The organism is Streptomyces sp. NPDC088745, from assembly GCF_044751045.1.
Lineage (GTDB): Bacteria > Actinomycetota > Actinomycetes > Streptomycetales > Streptomycetaceae > Streptomyces > Streptomyces cremeus.
On record NZ_JBIVLB010000005.1, the window covers coordinates 424,919 to 441,843 of the forward strand.

13 protein-coding genes are annotated in these 16,925 nt (G+C 71.9%); 7 read left to right on the forward strand and 6 right to left on the reverse strand.

The genetic code is table 11. The features are described 5' to 3' along the window. Nucleotides 1–26 precede the first annotated feature (26 nt). Nucleotides 27–1,145, forward strand: coding sequence for a serine hydrolase domain-containing protein (locus tag ACIP93_RS17120; RefSeq protein ID WP_401759593.1), 1,119 nt, complete (start codon nt 27–29; stop codon nt 1,143–1,145). A 790-nt stretch (nt 1,146–1,935) separates the two neighbouring features. On the opposite strand, the gene ACIP93_RS17125 is transcribed toward ACIP93_RS17120, so the two are convergent. Further along, nucleotides 1,936–3,549: a putative glycoside hydrolase gene (locus ACIP93_RS17125; protein ID WP_345218921.1), complete on the reverse strand. Its 1,614-nt coding sequence runs from the start codon at nt 3,547–3,549 to the stop codon at nt 1,936–1,938. A gap of 224 nt (nt 3,550–3,773) precedes the next feature. On the opposite strand from ACIP93_RS17125, the gene ACIP93_RS17130 reads away from it, so the two are divergent. After that, a complete protein-coding gene (locus ACIP93_RS17130; RefSeq protein ID WP_401759596.1) occupies nt 3,774–4,784 on the forward strand; it encodes a polysaccharide deacetylase family protein in 1,011 nt (336 codons plus the stop codon). 539 nt (nt 4,785–5,323) lie between these two features. Then, nucleotides 5,324–6,568, forward strand: coding sequence for a serine hydrolase domain-containing protein (locus ACIP93_RS17135; protein WP_401759599.1), 1,245 nt, complete (start codon nt 5,324–5,326; stop codon nt 6,566–6,568). Between the two features lie 293 nt (nt 6,569–6,861). On the opposite strand, the gene ACIP93_RS17140 is transcribed toward ACIP93_RS17135, so the two are convergent. The 3 genes from ACIP93_RS17140 to ACIP93_RS17150 form a co-directional block, all read right to left on the reverse strand. Then, complete coding sequence (locus ACIP93_RS17140; RefSeq protein WP_345218927.1) at nt 6,862–7,506, reverse strand: response regulator transcription factor; 645 nt, start codon at nt 7,504–7,506, stop codon at nt 6,862–6,864. Next, on the reverse strand, nt 7,497–8,627 hold the full coding sequence (locus tag ACIP93_RS17145) for a sensor histidine kinase (RefSeq protein WP_401759778.1): 1,131 nt from the start codon (nt 8,625–8,627) through the stop codon (nt 7,497–7,499). Before ACIP93_RS17145 ends, ACIP93_RS17140 begins: the two co-directional genes overlap by 10 nt. A 188-nt stretch (nt 8,628–8,815) precedes the next feature. Then, nucleotides 8,816–9,478 (reverse strand): DedA family protein, encoded by a 663-nt coding sequence (locus tag ACIP93_RS17150; protein WP_401759603.1) that lies wholly within the window; start codon nt 9,476–9,478, stop codon nt 8,816–8,818. 643 nt (nt 9,479–10,121) lie between these two features. Here ACIP93_RS17150 and ACIP93_RS17155 point away from each other — a divergent pair. Next, a complete protein-coding gene (locus ACIP93_RS17155; protein ID WP_345218931.1) occupies nt 10,122–10,319 on the forward strand; it encodes a hypothetical protein in 198 nt (65 codons plus the stop codon). A 313-nt stretch (nt 10,320–10,632) separates the two neighbouring features. Here the strand turns inward: ACIP93_RS17155 and ACIP93_RS17160 are convergent, their stop codons facing one another. Further along, a complete protein-coding gene (locus ACIP93_RS17160) occupies nt 10,633–11,295 on the reverse strand; it encodes a response regulator (protein ID WP_401759607.1) in 663 nt (220 codons plus the stop codon). Then, on the reverse strand, nt 11,292–12,581 hold the full coding sequence (locus tag ACIP93_RS17165) for a sensor histidine kinase (RefSeq protein ID WP_401759610.1): 1,290 nt from the start codon (nt 12,579–12,581) through the stop codon (nt 11,292–11,294). The genes ACIP93_RS17160 and ACIP93_RS17165 overlap by 4 nt, the downstream gene beginning before the upstream one ends. 359 nt (nt 12,582–12,940) lie before the next feature. Between ACIP93_RS17165 and ACIP93_RS17170 the strand changes: the two genes are divergently transcribed. The 3 genes from ACIP93_RS17170 (at nt 12,941) to ACIP93_RS17180 (ending at nt 16,921) form a co-directional block, all read left to right on the forward strand. Further along, a complete protein-coding gene (locus tag ACIP93_RS17170) occupies nt 12,941–14,410 on the forward strand; it encodes an alpha/beta hydrolase family protein (RefSeq protein ID WP_401759613.1) in 1,470 nt (489 codons plus the stop codon). A gap of 532 nt (nt 14,411–14,942) precedes the next feature. Further along, nucleotides 14,943–15,896 (forward strand): PP2C family protein-serine/threonine phosphatase, encoded by a 954-nt coding sequence (locus ACIP93_RS17175; RefSeq protein ID WP_401759616.1) that lies wholly within the window; start codon nt 14,943–14,945, stop codon nt 15,894–15,896. Next, on the forward strand, nt 15,896–16,921 hold the full coding sequence (locus ACIP93_RS17180; RefSeq protein WP_401759619.1) for an MASE1 domain-containing protein: 1,026 nt from the start codon (nt 15,896–15,898) through the stop codon (nt 16,919–16,921). Before ACIP93_RS17175 ends, ACIP93_RS17180 begins: the two co-directional genes overlap by 1 nt. Nucleotides 16,922–16,925 lie beyond the last annotated feature (4 nt).

A 16,925-nucleotide genomic window follows, 5' to 3' on the forward strand; every position in this document is an offset into this window, starting at 1 on the left:
GCGACGACGAAAGGACCCGCTTCGCCATGCGGAACCCGCTCGATGCCACAGCACTGAACGAAGCCCTCGAAGACGTCCACCACGCCGGAGTACCGGGCCTGTTCGCCGAGATACGCAACAGCGACGAGACCTGGCGCGGCGCCGCCGGAGTCGCCGACCGCACCACCGGCCGGCCCGTCAGCGCCGACATGAAGCACCGCATCGGCAGCGTCACCAAGACCTTCACCGCCGCCGCGGTCCTGCAACAGGCCGAAAGAGGCACCATCGGCCTCGACACCCCGATCGGCGCCTACCTCCCGCACCTGGTGCCCGGGTCACCCGGCGAGGCGATCACGGTGCGGATGCTGCTCAACCACACCAGCGGCCTCGCCGAGTACCTGCCGTACGTCTACACCTCGCTCCGGGCCTTCCCCGACCTCGCGCGCACCACCCCCGAGTGCTTCGACGAGCACCGCCACACCCACTTCGACCGCACCGACCTGATCAGGCTGGGTGTTACGGCCCCCGCCTTCGGCCCGCCGGGCGGCGCCCCGGGCCTCTACTCCAACACCAACTACCTGCTCCTCGCAGCCCTCCTCGAACACGTCACGGGCATCCCCGCCGAGGACTGCATCACCGAGAACGTCATCCGGCGCGCCGGCCTCCACGACACCGAGTTCCCGACCGGCCCCCACATCGACGGCCCGCACTCACGTCTCTACGAGTCCTGGTTCGGCAAGATCGACCCGCCCCGCGACTACAGCGTCTTCGACATGTCCTACGCGGGCCCGTCGGCCAACCTGACATCCACCGTCGCCGACCTCAACCGCTTCTACGCGGCCCTCCTGTCCGGCACGATCATCTCCCCGTCCTCCCTGACGGAAATGCAGCAGACCACCCAGGTCGTCTCGCAGGAACTCAGTACCATCCCCTACGGCCTCGGCCTCCACCCGGTCGAGTCCTCCGGTGGGCAGACCTTCTGGGGCCACGGCGGCACCGTCTGGGGCGGTGGCACCCTGGCCCTGATCCGAACCGACGGCCAACGCCAACTCGCCCTCGCGTTGAACCTCCAGAGATGGAACACCCTCGACGCCTCGGGCCGCCCCGAGCCCCACCCCATCGACAAGGCCCTCGCGACCTTCTACGACCTGGCCATGAACGCCTGACCAGCCCATGACCGGAGCCAGCAGAAACACGAAGGGTGAACTCCGGGCCGCCTGAAAGCCCCTGCACCTGCTCAGGGCCCGGCCGCTGCTGCGACGCACAGTCAGGACGTGCCTGCGCGACGGGCAACGGTTGGTGCAGCAATGGGGGCAGCGGCTCGATGAGTGCGGGAACTCCCAAGCGGGCAAGGTGCGTGTCCTGCTCACGGCAGCGTGCCGACGCCCGTCCGCTCCGACGGCAGATTCCACCGTCGGGGAAAGGGAGGGACACACTGGTCGGTGTGCGACCGCGCGCGGTTCCACGGGCATCGCGCCCAGTCGTCACGGGCGAGCTGCCCGTGAGCGGGGGCAGGCGATGCCCGCCACTGAAATGGGAAGAGTGCCCCGATGCGCCAAGCGGCACTCGACCTCACGGCGGGGCGCTCGTACGACTGGGACCCCGGCCCGCGGCCCAGGACGGCAGGGGCATCGTGACCCCGCGCGCCGAACTGACGGACCTGCTGCGGAAGGCGGGACCCGGCGTCGAACAGCCCCTGCCAGAACACCCCGGAGACCGGTGACACCCGGAAGCCCGGCGGGTTCGTGCCGTCTGCGTGACCGGCGCGAACCTACCGGGCTCCGAGCGTCACCGGCGCCGGGCGGCGGCGGTGAAGACCACCCCCTGCGGTGACTTGCCCCGTCCCCCTCCCGCACACCGGCCATCGGCGGTGGCGGCTGCGGTCCGGCACGACGTCCGGCCCCCGGACTCAGACCGGGAGCTCGGACGTGTGGACGGACCCTGGCCTTCCCCGGCTCAGCGCGCGGCGATCGCCTGAAGTGCCGCGCCCTGGTAGCGGGCCCCGGCGTTCCAGAGGATGAAGGAGTTCATCTTGTTCGCCGCGGCGGCCTTGATCTGCTCGGCCACCTGGGCCGGGCCGTAGGTGCTCCCCATGGAGAAGTCCTGCAGCCACGGGACCACCTCGCTCTGGGTGCCCTTCGTCTGCCGGGCGAAGTCGGCGAGAGAGCGCTGCACGATCGCGTACGGAGCGGTGTCGGGGTTGGCCACCCCGTACTCTCCCGGACCCCAGTGGGACGGGTAGACCATCGGCGCGATGTAGTCGCTCACCTTGGCCAGGGCGGGGATGTCCTGGGCGATCTCGGTGGGCCGGGTGGCCGCTATGCCGAAGACGGAGACCCCGAGGTACTTGCCGGTCGAGCGCATCGCCGTCCGGGTGTCGGCGACGAACGAGGTGATGGCCTGCTCCGGCGTGCGGGAGCCGATGCCGGGGAAGCGCATGCCCGACAGCGGGCCGTCGGGGCGGCGCACGTAGTCGTACAGGATGTCGTCGAAACCGAGCTTGGCCGCTTCGACGGCGAGGTCCTGGTTGTACTTGCGGACCGTGGGGTCGGCGAAGTTGGTGAAGGCGAGGGCGCCGTAGTTGCCGCCGCCGTAGGGCTGCCCGCCCGAGGTCAGTACGACCTGGTCGCGCTGGCCGGACTTCCAGGCCGCCGTGGCGAGCTTGGGGTCGCGGAAGGCTACGATGCGCCCGATGACCTGGGCGCCGGCCGCGTGGATCTCCGCCACCGCCTTGCGCGCGTCGTAATAGCCCTTGGCCGCGCCGACCTTGCGCGCCAGCGGCACCTGCGAGGCGTACCCGACCTCGCCGTCCTCGTCCTTCACGTCCAGCTGTACGGCGTTGAGCTTGCCGCTGCGCACGAGGTCGAGGACGCCCTTGCGCAGAGTGTCGTCGCCCCAGCCGATGGCGGTGATGTGCGCGGCCCGGATGACGGGCCGACGGCCCTGGGCCGACACGGAGCGGGTCGTGGTGTTGCCTGCGCGGTCGACGGCGGCCACCTGGACCGTCGGCGTCCCCTTGGGCACGGTCACCCGGAACGCACCGGCCTCGTCGACGGGAACCTCCTTGCCGTCGACGGTCACCGTCGATCCTGCGGCGGCTTTCCCGGTGAGCGTCACCGGTTCGTCCGACTTCTTCACCTCGGGGTTCGCGACCGCCAACTCGGGAGCGGTGGTGTCCACGGTGAAGTCCACGACCTCCCGGGAGGAGCCGAACGGGAATCCGCCGTCACCCTCGATCACCAGGGTGTGCTGCCCCTCGGTCAGGCGCGGAAGCGCGAGCTTCAGCCTGTCGCCCTCCGGCTTGGCGGGCACGGCTCTGCCGTCGAGGGTGGTGCGCAGGCCCTCGGCGCCGTCGGCGGTGTCCAGGTAAGCGTTCACCTGCGCGGCCCGGCGCTTGTCCAGCACGTCTCCGTCGGCCAGACCCTGCACGCCGGGGCCGGGGCTCAGAAGCGTCCATGCTCCGACGCCGGCCCCGGTCACGGCGAGCAGGCCGGCCGTCGCCAACAGAGTGCGTTTGCCCGTACGGCGTCGCCGACGGGGGGTGGGCTCGGGGTCCGATATGCCGCGCATAGCCATCTTGGTGCCCTTCGTGTCCTTCAGCGCTGGGTGGCTGGGGGATGTCCTTTCACTGATTGCCGCGCGGCTGCGCCACCACTACCGATTCGCGTCGATCCCACCCGGTCGGGCGTACGCCGTCGCCGCGCGGCGGCTGCGCCATCCGGGGGCCGTGCGGTACGGGAAATCCCCAGGCCGGTAGGGATGACGCGACACGTCCGTCTTGGAGGTTTCCCACCATGCGTCATGCCCTGCTCCCGCTCTGCGTCCTCACCGGCGCCGCCCTGCTCACCACCGGCTGCTCCTCGGGAGCGCCACCGGCCGCCGTGGGCCGACCGGCAGCCGCCTCTCCCGCGGCAGCGAGTTCCGCCGCGGCGGTGAACCCGGCGGAACTGGGCGTCAACGAGCTCGGCCAAGTACCGGTCCTGATGTACCACCAGCTCACCGAGAAGCCCGCGAGCGTCTACGACCGCACTCCGGCCGACTTCCGGGCCGAGCTCGAACGCCTCGCCCGCGAGAAGTACGTGCCGGTCACCGCCCGGGACTTCCAGAAGGGCCGCATCGCCACACCGGCCGGAACGCACCCGGTGGTCCTCACCTTCGACGACTCGACCAACAGCCAGCTCCGCCTCGGCGACAACGGTGAGCCCGTCCCCGGCACGGCCGCCGCGATCTTGGCGGAGACGGCGCGCAAGTACCCCGCCTTCAAGCCGGTGGCCACGTTCTTCGTCAACGCGGACGCCTTCGGGGCCACCGGCCCCGGCAAGGCGCTGACCTGGCTGACAAAGCACGGGTACGAGGTCGGCAACCACACCGATCAGCACCAGAACCTCCGCTCCCTGGACCAGGCGGGCGCCGCCCGCGCCATCGCCGCCGGTCAGCAGGCGATCGAGAAGGCCGCCCCGGGAACCGCCGTCACCTCGCTGGCCCTGCCCTTCGGGGCGATGCCCCAGCCGGCCTCGGTGGCCGCGCGGGGCCCCGGCTACCGCTACGACGGGGTCTACCTCGTCGGCTCCAACCCCGCGGTCTCGCCGTTCGCCAAGGACTTCAAGCCCACCGCGATCCCACGGATCCGTTCGGCCGGCCCCAAGGACGAGGACGCCGAACTGGGTTCCGCACGCTGGCTGGACCGGCTCGCCGCGCAGAAGAGCTGGTACGTGTCCGACGGCGACCCGCGCACGGTCGCCTTCCCCCGCTCCGCCCAGGAGAAGCTCGCCCCGGCCTTCTCCGGAATGGCGCGTCCCTACTAGACCGCCTCCGCCCGAAGGGCCTTGAGCGGGCCGCGGAGCCAGAGGACGAGGGACCCGGGGTGCACTCCGGTCCGGCAGCGGTCGGCGGCGGTTCTCCGTGCCGGGAGGTCTTCCTGGGCCGGAGCTGCGGGTTTCGGTGCGCGGGCCGGGCAGGGCAAGTGCGGTCGTAGGTTCTGGAACCCGCCTGCGGACTCGGGCCGGAGCGAGGCGTACAGGCCCGGCCTGCTTTGCCCGGGGCGACGGGGGCCCGCCGCGGCTCCACGGCTGCGGCGGGGCCCGGTGGGGGCGGCGGTCCCGAGCCACCTCCGGCGTTCTCCGGACCACCGGCTCTGAGGTCCGTCCGGAGACGGATCAGCGCGCCTGCGACGGAAGCGAACTCGCCCATGCGGTCGCAGGGCGCAACGACTGCCGCCGACGGTGGGGATTTCCCCCGGGACGATGTACCTGCTGCCCGTATGGGTTTGTGGATCTTGAACGGAGAGCCTTGAGGGGTCCGGCCGCGCACCGCGTCCGACGTCCGTGTCCCAGGAAGGTTCTCCATGTCCGATCGTTCCGCCGACCGTTCTCCCCGGCAGCCCGAGACGCCCGCGCGGGTCCTGACCCCGGCCGCGCGCCGTCGCGGCATCGCGGCGGTGGCCGTGCTCGCTGCCGCGCTCGCCGCCGGAAGCGTCCTGCCCGCATCCGCGGCGTCCACCGCGACCCCGGCGGCCACCGCCGCCGCGTCCGACACGCGGGACGCCGCGCTGCGCCAGGGGCTGTCCGGCCTCGTCCAGAAGGACAAGTACCCGGCGGCTCTGGCCGCCACCGTCGACCGGGACGGGAAGACCCGCAACTACGCATACGGCACGGGCGACGTGAGAACCGGTGCGCCCGCCCCCGTCGACGGCCAGGTGCGAGCCGGCAGCAACACCAAGACCTTCGTCGCGGCCGTCGTGCTGCAACTCGTCGGCGAGGGGAAGGTCGACCTCGACGCCCCCATCGAGAAGTACCTGCCGAAGCTGGTGCGCGGCAAGGGCATCGACGGCCGCAAGATCACGGTCCGGCAGATCCTCAACCACACCAGCGGCGTGCCGAACTACACGGAGCACATGCTCGACGACCTGCTCGGCAAGGACCTCCACACCTACTACCAGCCGCGCGCGCTCCTGGACGGCGCGCTGGAGCACGAGGCCCTGTTCGCGCCGGGGGAGAAGTGGTCGTACAGCAACACCAACTACGTGCTCGCGGGGCTGCTGGTCGAGAAGGTCACCGGGCGTCCGCTGGCTGAGGAGATCACGCGCCGCGTCATCGACCGCGCGGGGCTGCGGCACACGTACTTCCCGAACGTCGGGGAGCAGCGCATCCGCGGCAAGCACCCGAAGGCGTACCACTCTTCGAAGCCGGGAGCGCCGCTGGTCGACGTCACCGAACTGGACCCGTCGTGGAGCTGGGCCGCCGGACAGATCGTCTCCTCGCCCAGTGACCTGAACCGGTTCTTCAAGGCCCTGTTCGACGGCAAGCTGCTGAAGCCCGCGCAGATCAAGCAGATGCGTACGACCGTCGCGGTGCCCGACCAGTGGAACGGCAAGCAGGTTCGCTACGGGCTCGGGGTGATGAGCACGGCGCTGAGCTGCGGCGGCGTGATGTGGGGCCACGGCGGCGACATCCCGGGCCACGCCACCCGCATCGGCGTCACGGACGACGGCCGCGCGACTGCCATCGCCCTCACGGCGAACGCGGCTCCGACGCCGCAGGGCCCGGAACACGCGCTGGCGGTGCTGGACGCGTCGTTCTGCAAGAAGTAGGGGCGAGCGGCGCGAACAAACCGCGGTCGAGGTCCTCCAGGAGGAGAACCGCCCCAGCTCGCGGCGGACCGCCGGAAGTGGTCACCGTCTTCGAGCCCACCGGGTTCGCGCCGGAGGACCGCGTGGCCTTCGGCGTCCTCCTCGAACTCCCCCCGAGGGCGGGGCGGGAGGGGCGCCTCCAGGCCCAGCAGTCGCCGGATGACGCCCTTGGACCCGTGCGCCTTCGCGCAGGCGTGCTGCGGGCCGTCCCCGCCGCATCGGCGGGGACGGCCCGTCCCGCCCGCTCCCCGGAGCTATGACTCCAGGTAGCGGAGCACCGCCAGGATCCGTCGGTTGTACCCGGTGGTGCGGGACAGCTCCAGCTTGTCGAAGACGGCGTTGAGGTTCTTCTCCACCGAACTCAGCGAGATGTGCAGCTTCTGCGCGATCGCCGTGTTCGTGTGCCCCTGTGCGAGCGCCTCCAGGACCGTGCGCTCCCGGGGCGTCAGCCGCGCCAGCGGGTCCCCGTGCGTGGTGCGGATGACCAGCTGCCGTACGACCTCCGGGTCGATCGCCGCCCCGCCGGCGTGGATCCGCTCCAGCGCGTCGAGGAACTCCTCGACCTGCGCCACCCGGTCCTTCAGGAGGTAGCCGACCCGCTCCGCGCTGGACGCCAGGAGCTTGGCCGCGTAGTTCCGCTCGATGTGCTGCGAGAGTACGAGCACGCTGACCTCGGGCCAGCGCTCCCGGATCTCGACGGCCGCCCGCAGCCCCTCGTCCGTGTGCGTCGGAGGCATCCGGATGTCGACGACGACGATGTCCGGCCGCTGCTCCTCGACCTCCTTGAGCAGCGTCACCGCGTCGCCCAGGGCCGCCAGTACCTCGTGGCCCTCCTCGACGAGCAGCCTGACCAGGCCCTCTCGCAGCAGGGTCGAGTCCTCGGCCAGGATTACGCGCATGGAAGCTCCGCGGTGACGGTGGTCGGTCCCCCGAGGGGGCTGTGGACGTGCAGCACGCCGTCGAGCGCGGCCACCCGGCTGCGCAGTCCCGTCAGCCCGCTGCCGGTCTCGTTCGCGCCGCCCGTGCCGTCGTCCTCGACCCGCACGGTGAGCCGCACCCCGTCGAGCGCCACCGCCACCGAGATCGCCGAGGCCGAGGAGTGCTTGGCCGCGTTCGTCACGGACTCCGACACCACGAAGTAGGCGGCGGTCTCCACCGGCCGGGGCAGCGGGGCGTCGACGTCGAAACGGGTCCGCAGCGGGATGCTGCACCGTTCCGCGACGCCGCCGATCGCCTCTTCGAGACCGAGACTGTCGAGCGCCGACGGGTACACCCGCCAGGCCGCCTCGCGCAGTTCGGTCAGCACGCCCTGGGACTCCTCGTGTGCCTGGAGCAGCAGCGCGTCGGCCTGTTCGGGGTCACGGCCCCGGCGTGCCCGGCCGATCAGCATGGCGAGCGCGACCAGACGCTGCTGGACCCCGTCGTGCAGATCGCGCTCGATGCGCCGGCGTTCGGCGTCGACGGCCTCGACGACCGCGGCCCGGCTGGTGGCGAGTTCGTCGATACGCCGCCGGAGCAGCTCCCGCTCCGAGGGGCCGAAGCACTCACGGGCGATACGGGCGTCGAGCGCGGCCAGCGAGGAGAGCCCCTGGACGTCGAGGAAGAGCAGCACGCCGCCGAGGAGGATCTGGGTGAGCAGTTCGTCCCAGCCGAGGGTGCCCCGTACGACGCCGGTGGTCAGGACGCCGGCCAGGACGCCGCCGAAGACGAGCAGTCCGATGACCACTCCGCACAGCAGTCCCGTGCAGCTGCGGATCGCGAGGTAGCGCAGGATCTTCTGGTCCGAGACCTTGTAGTGCTCGGGGAAGAGATCGCCGAAGAAGGCGGAGCGGCGGACCCGTTCGAGGCCGACCAGGCGCCGGGCGCCGGCCACCAGGATCTCCAGGGCGCCGGAGCGGGTCCGCGGGCAGAGCAGGAACGGTCCGAGGGCCGCGCCGACGACGAGGAAGTAGAGGGCGCCGACCAGGGCGGTCGCGCAGCCGAGGAGGGCCCCCAGCCCGCGGCGCGGCCAGGACGGGATGGTCGTACGGGTGACGGTCTCGTCCTCACCGGTGCCGTGCCCGCCGGAATTCCTCGGCGGTCGGTTGGACGTGGTACCTGCTGGATCCCCCTGCACGGGGCCCGAGATTAGTGCGCCCGCACAGCCCGGGCAAGATCGCCCGGGGTGTGCGGGCAGCAGTGCCGTACCGGTGGGACGGAAGCCGAGGGTCACGAGGCGCGCCGGTGCTGGGCCCGGCCGCGGCTGCGGACACGGACCGCCACGTAGGCGACGACGGCGACGACGACCATGACCAGGACGGCTTTCGACAGGACACCGACGTAGGTCTCCACGACGTCCCACTGGTCGCCCAGCCAGTAGCCGGCCAGCACCAGGATGCCGTTCCAGATGAGGCTGCCGAGCGTGGTGAGCATGATGAAGAGGGGCATCGGCATCCGCTCGACACCGGCGGGCACCGAGATCAGGCTGCGGAAGATCGGCACCATCCTGCCGAGGAAGACGGCCTTCGTCCCGTGCTTGGAGAACCACTCCTCGGTGCGGACCAGGTCGGAGGCCTTCACCAGGGGCAGCTTCCCCCAGATCGCGTGCATCCGCTCCCGGCCGAGGAGCACTCCGATCCAGTAGAGCGCCACCGCCCCGACCACCGAACCGAGCGTTGTCCAGAAGAGCGCCGAGGCCAGGCTCAGCACCCCCTGACCGGCGGCGAAGCCGGTCAGCGGCAGGACGACCTCACTGGGCAACGGCGGGAAGAGGTTCTCCAAGGCGATGGCGAGACCGGCTCCCGGGCCGCCCATGGTGTCGACGAGGCCGGCGGCCCAGCCGGCGACGCCGTCCGCGGGCTGCTGGGCGAGCGCCATGGCGGTGAGGTTCATCAGGGACTCCAAGCTGGCGGGGACGGCGGGGGCGGGTGCCCCCTTCTTCTTCCTCGAAGTTAGAAAGCGCTGCTCAGTGCCGGTATGAGGGTTGCCGTCCACCTCGGTGGTGTTCTCCGCAGTTCCGACCCCGCGGTTTTCCGCAGGGTGCAGCACCGTTCCGGCAGGTGAAGACGCGAGCCCGCCAACTCGACGGGTTCGGGAACGCCGGGGCAGCACATCGCGGATCGCGGTACGAACCTGGGCGACCGGCTCGGCGGACTGGACAGGAAGCAGGGCCGCCTCGGGGGCGAGGTGCGGACGGGTGGACGTCCTTCCGGCACAGGGGGCTCGGGGGGTGTTCGCGTGTGCGGGTGCGCGATCGCTTCTCTGGCCTGGGTGCGGCACGGTCACGGCACTCTGTCCGCGGTCGCGGCAGAGGTCCTGTTGACGCGATTCCGACAGGCCGACAGGCCGACGGGCGAGTCCGGGCAGAGCAAGGGCGGTTGAGCAGGTGCCGCGCCACGCCCCAGTCACCCTGCACGCGGGGGCACCGGAGTGCTCAGCCGCTTCGCCGCTCTTACGCAGGGCCTTCACATCCCGGGCCGGTATCCGGCACCAGGGCGGGAACGCGCGGAGAATCTGTTCGCTGGGAGGCAATGTCGTGATCGTGGTCGCAGTTCTGCTGCTCCCCTCACTGGGCCTGATGCTGTTCGTGATGACCCGCATCGAGGACCGGGTCCTGCTGGAGACCGAACCAGCGCGTCATGCGCGACGCAGTCACTTGCGGGTGATACAGGGAGGCAGGCAGGCGAAGGCAGCACGCCACGCACGATCCTCCCGTCATCTGGACGCCGCCTGAACATCACGGCCGCGCTTGGCCGTACGGGTGAGGCAGGCGAAGGGCTGCGGGATTCCCCTTCAGGAGGAGGCAGGGGGCCTGGTCTCCTTTCCCGCCTGGCCACTTGCAGCGGGCGAGGATGGCGTCAAGTGCCCTCCTCAGGGCGTCGGAGTCGGCTCGGCCGAACCACGTGATGCGGCTGTGTTCGTTGGACCGCCCGCCGCTTCCGTGACGTCGCCGCCGCGGCGGTGTCAATGCCCAGTTCGTCGTGCGCGAGCAACAGGAGGCCGCCAACGCGCCGCTCGCTGCGGCGGTTGCCGTCCGGGCGGCAGCGTCATGAAGGGCCGATGAGGCGGCTTTCGTAGGCGAAGATCACGGCCTGTATCCGGTCCCGGAGTTCGAGCTTCTGCAGGATTCGCCCGAGGTGGGACTTCACGGTCGCCTCCGCGAGGTGCAGGGCGGCCGCGATCTCGGTGTTGGACAGGCCGCGGCCCACCCGGATGAGCACCTCGCGCTCACGAGCGCTGAGGCGGCTCAGCCGCTCGTCGCGGGCGAGGCTGTTGCCGTCAGGGATGTGCGGGCGGAGGTTCTCCAGCAGGCGGCGGGTGATCTGCGGGGAGACCACTGCGTCGCCCGCGGCCACGCTGCGTATCGCGGTGAGCAGCTCCTCGGGCCTGGTGTTCTTCAGCAGGAAGCCCGAGGCTCCGGCGTTGAGGCCGGCGAAAGCGTATTCGTCCAGGTCGAAGGTGGTGAGGATCAGCACTCTGCTCCGCGGGGAGACTCGGATGACCTGCCGGGTGGCCTCGATCCCGTCGGTCCCGGGCATCCGGACGTCCATGAGGACGACATCGGGGCGCAGCTCCCGGGCGAGGCGTACGGCCTCCGTGCCGTCCGGAGCTTCGCCGACCGGCGCCATGTCGGGCTGGGCCTCCAGGACCGTGCCGAAGGCCATACGGAGCAGTGCTTCGTCGTCGGCGATCAGGATGCGGATCGTCATGCGGACACCGCTCCGCTGCTGCCGAGGAAGAGGCGGGTGCGGGTTCTCCAGCCGCCGCCCGGAAGCGGTCCGGTCTGCAGTTCTCCCCCGTAGGCGGCCGCGCGCTCGCGCATGCCGGGGATGCCGTGGCCGGATGGTCCGGCACCCGGAAGCGGCGGGCGGGGGCCGCTGTCCGTGACGTCCACGGTGACGGTCTCGGGCGAGCACCGTATCCGGACGTGCGCGCGTGTGCCGGTGGGTGTGTGCTTGAGGGTGTTGGTCAAGGCTTCCTGTACCAGGCGGTAGACGGTCAGTTGCGCGGTGCTGGGCATGTGGGTGTGGCCGCCCCGGACCTCGACGCGGGTCGGCAGTCCGGCGGCGCACATCTGGTCGGCGAGAGCTGCCAGTTGTGCGATGCCGGGCAACGGGTGGCGTTCCGCGTCCGGTTCGTCGGTCCGCAGGATGCCCAACGAGCGCCGCATGTCGGTCAGGGCCTGCCGGCCCGTCTCGGAGATCTGAAGCATCACGGTGGTGGCCTTGTCGGGCGACCGGTGCTGCGCGTAGACGGCGGCGTCGGTGAGCGCGACCATGACGGACAGGTTGTGGCTGACGATGTCGTGCACCTCCCGGGCTATACGCGTCCTCTCCTCGGCGACGGCCAGTCGCGCCTGCTGGTCCTGTTGCAGCTCCAGGCGTGCGGCCCGGTCCTCCACGGCCGCGAGGTAGGCGCGCGTGGTTCGCGCATTCACCCCCAGGACGGCGGAGGCGACGACCAACGCCGTCACGGCGACGAAGAGGGTCAGGAACGCGCCTTCGGCCGCCCAGCGCAGACAGGCCAGCAGGGCCCCGCCCTCCACGACGGCACCGGCGACAAGCGTGCTGCGCCGGCCCGAGTTCGCGGCCACGGTGTAGAGCGCCACCAGCAAGGCCATGTCCGCGGGCAGTTGGACGTCCGCCAGCCACTGGACGAAGGCCGCGGCTGCCACGACGCCGAACACCGTGCGCGGAGCCCGGCGCCGCCACACCAGGGGCAGCGCAAGGGCGGCGGTGAGGGCCACGGCCATCGGGAGCTCACTCGGCGCGCGCGTGGTCACGACGTTGAGCAGCAGCAGCGCCGGCAACAGCAGGGCCCCCACCGCTGGCGGCAGCCGAAGACCCCAGCGCCGGGCGGCACTCGCCAGCCGCCCCGTTCGCACGGAGGCCAGGTCGGCGCACCTCGTCAGCCGTGCGGCTGTCTTCGTCCGCCACACCCGGTCCCGGTGGTGCGCAGAGAGGGCATTGTCGGCTTCCGCAGCCGCCTGAGTCATCACATGTCCCCGTCGATCGAGCATCACGGCGGCCCCGGCCGGGGCCGCCACCGCGTACAGCCGGATCCGAGCCGGACAAGGGGAGCGAGGTCCCGGGCCGCCCGGCGTGTCTCGCGGCCCTGTCACGGTAGGCCGCGGATTCAGCGGAAACATGAGTCCACCGTCTGACGGCACCGAGCCGAGATGCGACCGCAGGAGGAGTCCCGCTACCCCCGTAGTCGCAAAGCGGCTGCTGAAACGGCGTGCTCGATTGCGACTCCGGTCGCACGGGGGACATGCCGGCGATTGCGACTCCGGTCGCACGCGATGGCGACCCGGGGTCGATGTGGCGGCGTGCGCCCCACGCTGAGGATGGCCGCATGACCGACATCGTCACGGGGCTGTACATGTCCCCTCTGGAATTGCTTGCCCTGCTGAGCGCCGTCGCGCTGGTGGTGGCGCGCTGGCTTCCCCCCGCTGCCCGCCCGCGCGTCACGATCGCGGCGGGGGCGGTGCTGGTGGTGTCCGCGACCGTGCTGAGCGCGACGGGGATCCGCTGGCAGCTACTGCCGGTACTGGCAGGCGGTGCCCTCGCGCTGCCGTTCGCCCTCTCCCCCCTCCTGCGACGCCGTGGCAGCCGGCCGGCGCGGCGGGCGCGGTGGTGGCTGGCGCTGCCGGGGTCGGCTGCCTGTGTCGGCCTGATGGCCACGGGCCCGGTGGCGGCCTGGTCCTTTCCCGTACCCGTGTTTCCCGAACCGTCGGGCCGTTACGCGGTCGGCACCCGTGTGGTGCAGTGGACCGACGCCCACCGCCCCGAGACCTTCACCACCGACCCCGGGGACCGGCGCGGGGTCGTGGTCCAGCTCTGGTATCCCGCGCAGAAGAGCCCCGCAGGCACGCAGCGGGCTCAGTACCTGGGACGCACGGAGCACGAGGCGCGCATCGTCTCTGACGCCCTCGCCCGCCAGGCCGGCCTGCCCGGCTTCCTGGTTGACGGCGCCCCGCGGGCCCGCACCCGTGCGGTCTTCGACGCCGCGGTGGCCGGCAGGGGCGGACGATTCCCGGTCGTACTGTTCTCGCCGGGGTCGGGCGGGGTGCGCACCCAGAACACCGCCTGGGCGGAGGAACTCGCCAGTCACGGCTACGTGGTCGCCGCCCTCGACCACCCGTACGACTCCGCCGCCGTCGTCCTCACCGGCGGCCGGGTGATCCACACCAAGACCGCCTCCACCGGCGACCGGGACAAGGACAACAGGCTGGCGGCCGACTGGACGGCGGTCCGGGCCGCTGACCTCAGCTTCGTCCTCACCCAGCTGGACCGTCTGCACCGAGGTGAGATCACCGGCCCGCTGACCGGACGCCTGGACACCAGCCGGGCCGCGGTGACCGGCCACTCCATGGGAGGCGCCGCCGCCCTGCAGGCAGCCCGGCAGGATCGCCGGTTCGACGCGGTCATCGACCTCGACGGCTACCCCCACGGCCCCGCCTCGCCCGCCCTCCGCCAGCCGACGCTCGCGCTCACCCAGGCCGTCACCCCGGCGACCGACCCGCACTACGTACCCCGCCTCACCGAGGTCCTCGAGCGGAACACCGCGACGAGCTACCGGCTCACCGTCCCGGGCGCCGCGCACCTCACCTTCATGGACGGCCCCCTGTACCTCCCGCCCGTGCCCTCGGTAGTCGGCTCCCTGGGCCGCACCGGGAGCCCGCGCGTCGTCGCCGCGACCACTCTCGCCTTTCTGGACACCGCCCTGCGGCACAAAGCCGGTGACCTGGCCGGCGTCCTGTCGGCCTACGGCGACCTCAGCGTCCACCGCCCGGGCGACAGCACGGCCGTCCCCCGCGCATGACCTCGTGGTCGGCCCCCGTCCGCCGGCGTAGACGCGCTCGGGGCGGCACAGGCACCGGCCCGTCAGCGCGAGGCTCACCGCGGCTCCGCGAGGACGTGTCCGGCGGGGTGCGGAGGCGGGAAACGGGCAGGGAGATCGCGAGGTCGAGCTGCTTGTCCGTCTCCAGAGACGTCGGGCGGCCTTTCGGGGCGGCGGCGTGCGGGCGGGAGCGGCACCTGACCCATGCGGTTCACGGGAGGCGCCGGGCTTCCTGTCGTGCGCCCCGCACCGAGCTGCCGGGATCACCGCCCGTTCGTCGTCCGATCGACGTTCCGGCCACCACTGCCCGCGCCGCCCTGTGAACGGAAGTGACGGTCGCGACGGGGGCGCCGCCCGCGTGCCGGCAGACGGCGGTCCGCTGCCGCCCGGGGGCGACGGGGTGCGGGCGGGGCCGCCCACCGGCAGACTGTGTCAGAGGGCCACGCCGCCGGCGCGCCTGACCGTGGGCCCACTGGACCGACGTGAGGTCCCCTCACGAAACCGGGACGATCGCATGTTTCGCGCACACGACGCCGACGAGGGCGACGCCCTTCTCACCAGGCTCGGCGCCCTGACCGCACAGGCCCGGGAACTGGCGAAAGTGCAGCGGTCACGGGTCGAGCTGGCGGTCGCCCTGCAGCGCGGCATGCTTCCCCAGGAACTGCCGGAGGCTCCCGGCTTCCGCCTCGCGGTGGGCTACGTGCCCGCCCACCGAGGGCTTTACGTCGGGGGCGACTGGTACGACGCCTTCACCATGCCCGACGGGCGCATCGGCCTGTCCATCGGCGACGTCCAGGGGCACAACATCGAGGCCGCCGCCTTCATGGGCCAGGTCCGGGTGGGACTGCGGGCCCTGGCCCATGTGACGAACGATCCCGGGGAGCTGCTCGCCCGTACCAATGATCTCCTGGTCTCGCTGGGCGCGGACCTGTTCGCCACCTGCACCTTTCTGCGGCTCGACCCGGCGACCGGCGTGCTGGAGTGCGCCCGGGCGGGCCACATCCCGCACATCTGGGCCACGGCCGACGGCCGGTCCGGTGCCGAGGAGGGCGAGTGCGGACCCCCGCTGGGCGTGCTCGAAGGAGCCGAGTATCCGGTGACCTGTCATCGGCTCACCGCGGGGAGCGTGGTGGTGCTGCTGACGGACGGAGTGGTGGAGGGGCCGTCGCTCAGTCTGGACGAGGGTCTGCGACGGGTGCGGGGGCTCGCCGAGATCAACGCAGGAGCCGGCCTCGGCGCCCGTGTCCTCGCGGACGGTGTGATGCGGTTGGCGGACAGGGTGGGGCACGAGGACGATGCCGCGGTTCTGATCATCAGCCACGAGGCCGACGCCGGACAGCGGCAGCTCCCGTCCTTCGCCCGGGGGCCGCGCGAGGCCGGGGGCCCGCCGAGCCCCGCGGACCCGGCCCCGGGGCCTGCGGACCCGCCCGCCGGCCCGCCTGGCCGGAACGGCCGGCGCGGTGTCTGATGGCTACTGTGTGCGTGACTCGTCGATTTCGCCTGTCCGTGAAGACGGTTCTCACGACATCGGCCGTCGCCCTGCTGTACTTCGGGGCCGGACGTCTGGGGCTGCTCGGCGGGCTCACCGTCGAAGGGGCGACGGTCACCCCCATCTGGCCGCCCACCGGCATCGCCCTCGCCGCGCTGCTCGTGTGCGGCCTGTGGGTGTGGCCCGGAATCGCCGTCGGGTCCTTCCTCGTCATCGCCTCCCTCACCGTGCCTCAGCCGCTCTCGCTCGTCACCGTGGCGGGCAACACCCTCGCTCCGGTCTGCGCCTGCCTCATGCTGCGCAGAGCCGGATTCCGGATCGGCGTCCCCCGCGTGCGCGACGGGCTCGCCCTGGCGTTCCTCGGGGGGCTCGGCGCCACGCTCATCAGTGCGACCGCAGGTGTCGTGCCGCAGGTGGCGACCGGTGCGCTGGGAACGGGGGAGTTCTGGCCGGTGTGGCTGGCGTGGTGGGTGGGCGATGCGATGGGTGTCCTGCTCGTCGCTCCGCTCCTGCTGGCGCCGGTGGGGGCGACGAAGTCGGCCGGGCTCGGGCGCTGGAAGGAGATGCTGTGCCTGAGCGCGGTGGCCCTGGTCGTCGTGCCGCTGGCCGTACTGGGGGAGATGAGCGTGCTCTTCCTGGTCTTCCCCCTGCTGATCTGGGTGGCGCTGCGCTTCCAGTTGGCGGGGAGCATGCTGTGCGCCTTGTTCGCGTCCGTGCTTACGACGTACGAGGCCAACACCCAGCAGGGTGCTTTCGTCGGCCTGTCCGCTGTCGAGGTCATGGTCAAACTCCAGGCGTTCAACGGTGCGGCCGCACTGACCGCGCTCATGCTGTCGGCCATGGTCTCCGAGCAGCGCGCCACCCGGCGATCGGTGCAGGACGCCTGCGGGGAACTCGCCGAGGTACTGGACCACCTCGCCGCGGGAGAACCCGCGCCCCCACGTTCCGCGGAGCCCGCCGACGACACCGCGCAGGAGGGCGACCCGCCCAGCCGGGAGACGTAGCGGC

What these genes read in the sequence shown, in the direction of transcription:
- ACIP93_RS17120 (WP_401759593.1), top strand. Translation starts at nt 27, where the DNA reads ATGCGGAACCCGCTCGATGCCACAGCACTGAACGAAGCCCTCGAAGAC.
- ACIP93_RS17150 (WP_401759603.1), bottom strand. Translation starts at nt 9,478, where the DNA reads ATGAACCTCACCGCCATGGCGCTCGCCCAGCAGCCCGCGGACGGCGTC.
- ACIP93_RS17180 (WP_401759619.1), top strand. Translation starts at nt 15,896, where the DNA reads ATGGCTACTGTGTGCGTGACTCGTCGATTTCGCCTGTCCGTGAAGACG.
- ACIP93_RS17175 (WP_401759616.1), top strand. Translation starts at nt 14,943, where the DNA reads ATGTTTCGCGCACACGACGCCGACGAGGGCGACGCCCTTCTCACCAGG.
- ACIP93_RS17170 (WP_401759613.1), top strand. Translation starts at nt 12,941, where the DNA reads ATGACCGACATCGTCACGGGGCTGTACATGTCCCCTCTGGAATTGCTT.
- ACIP93_RS17135 (WP_401759599.1), top strand. Translation starts at nt 5,324, where the DNA reads ATGTCCGATCGTTCCGCCGACCGTTCTCCCCGGCAGCCCGAGACGCCC.
- ACIP93_RS17130 (WP_401759596.1), top strand. Translation starts at nt 3,774, where the DNA reads ATGCGTCATGCCCTGCTCCCGCTCTGCGTCCTCACCGGCGCCGCCCTG.
- ACIP93_RS17165 (WP_401759610.1), bottom strand. Translation starts at nt 12,581, where the DNA reads ATGACTCAGGCGGCTGCGGAAGCCGACAATGCCCTCTCTGCGCACCAC.
- ACIP93_RS17140 (WP_345218927.1), bottom strand. Translation starts at nt 7,506, where the DNA reads ATGCGCGTAATCCTGGCCGAGGACTCGACCCTGCTGCGAGAGGGCCTG.
- ACIP93_RS17125 (WP_345218921.1), bottom strand. Translation starts at nt 3,549, where the DNA reads ATGCGCGGCATATCGGACCCCGAGCCCACCCCCCGTCGGCGACGCCGT.
- ACIP93_RS17160 (WP_401759607.1), bottom strand. Translation starts at nt 11,295, where the DNA reads ATGACGATCCGCATCCTGATCGCCGACGACGAAGCACTGCTCCGTATG.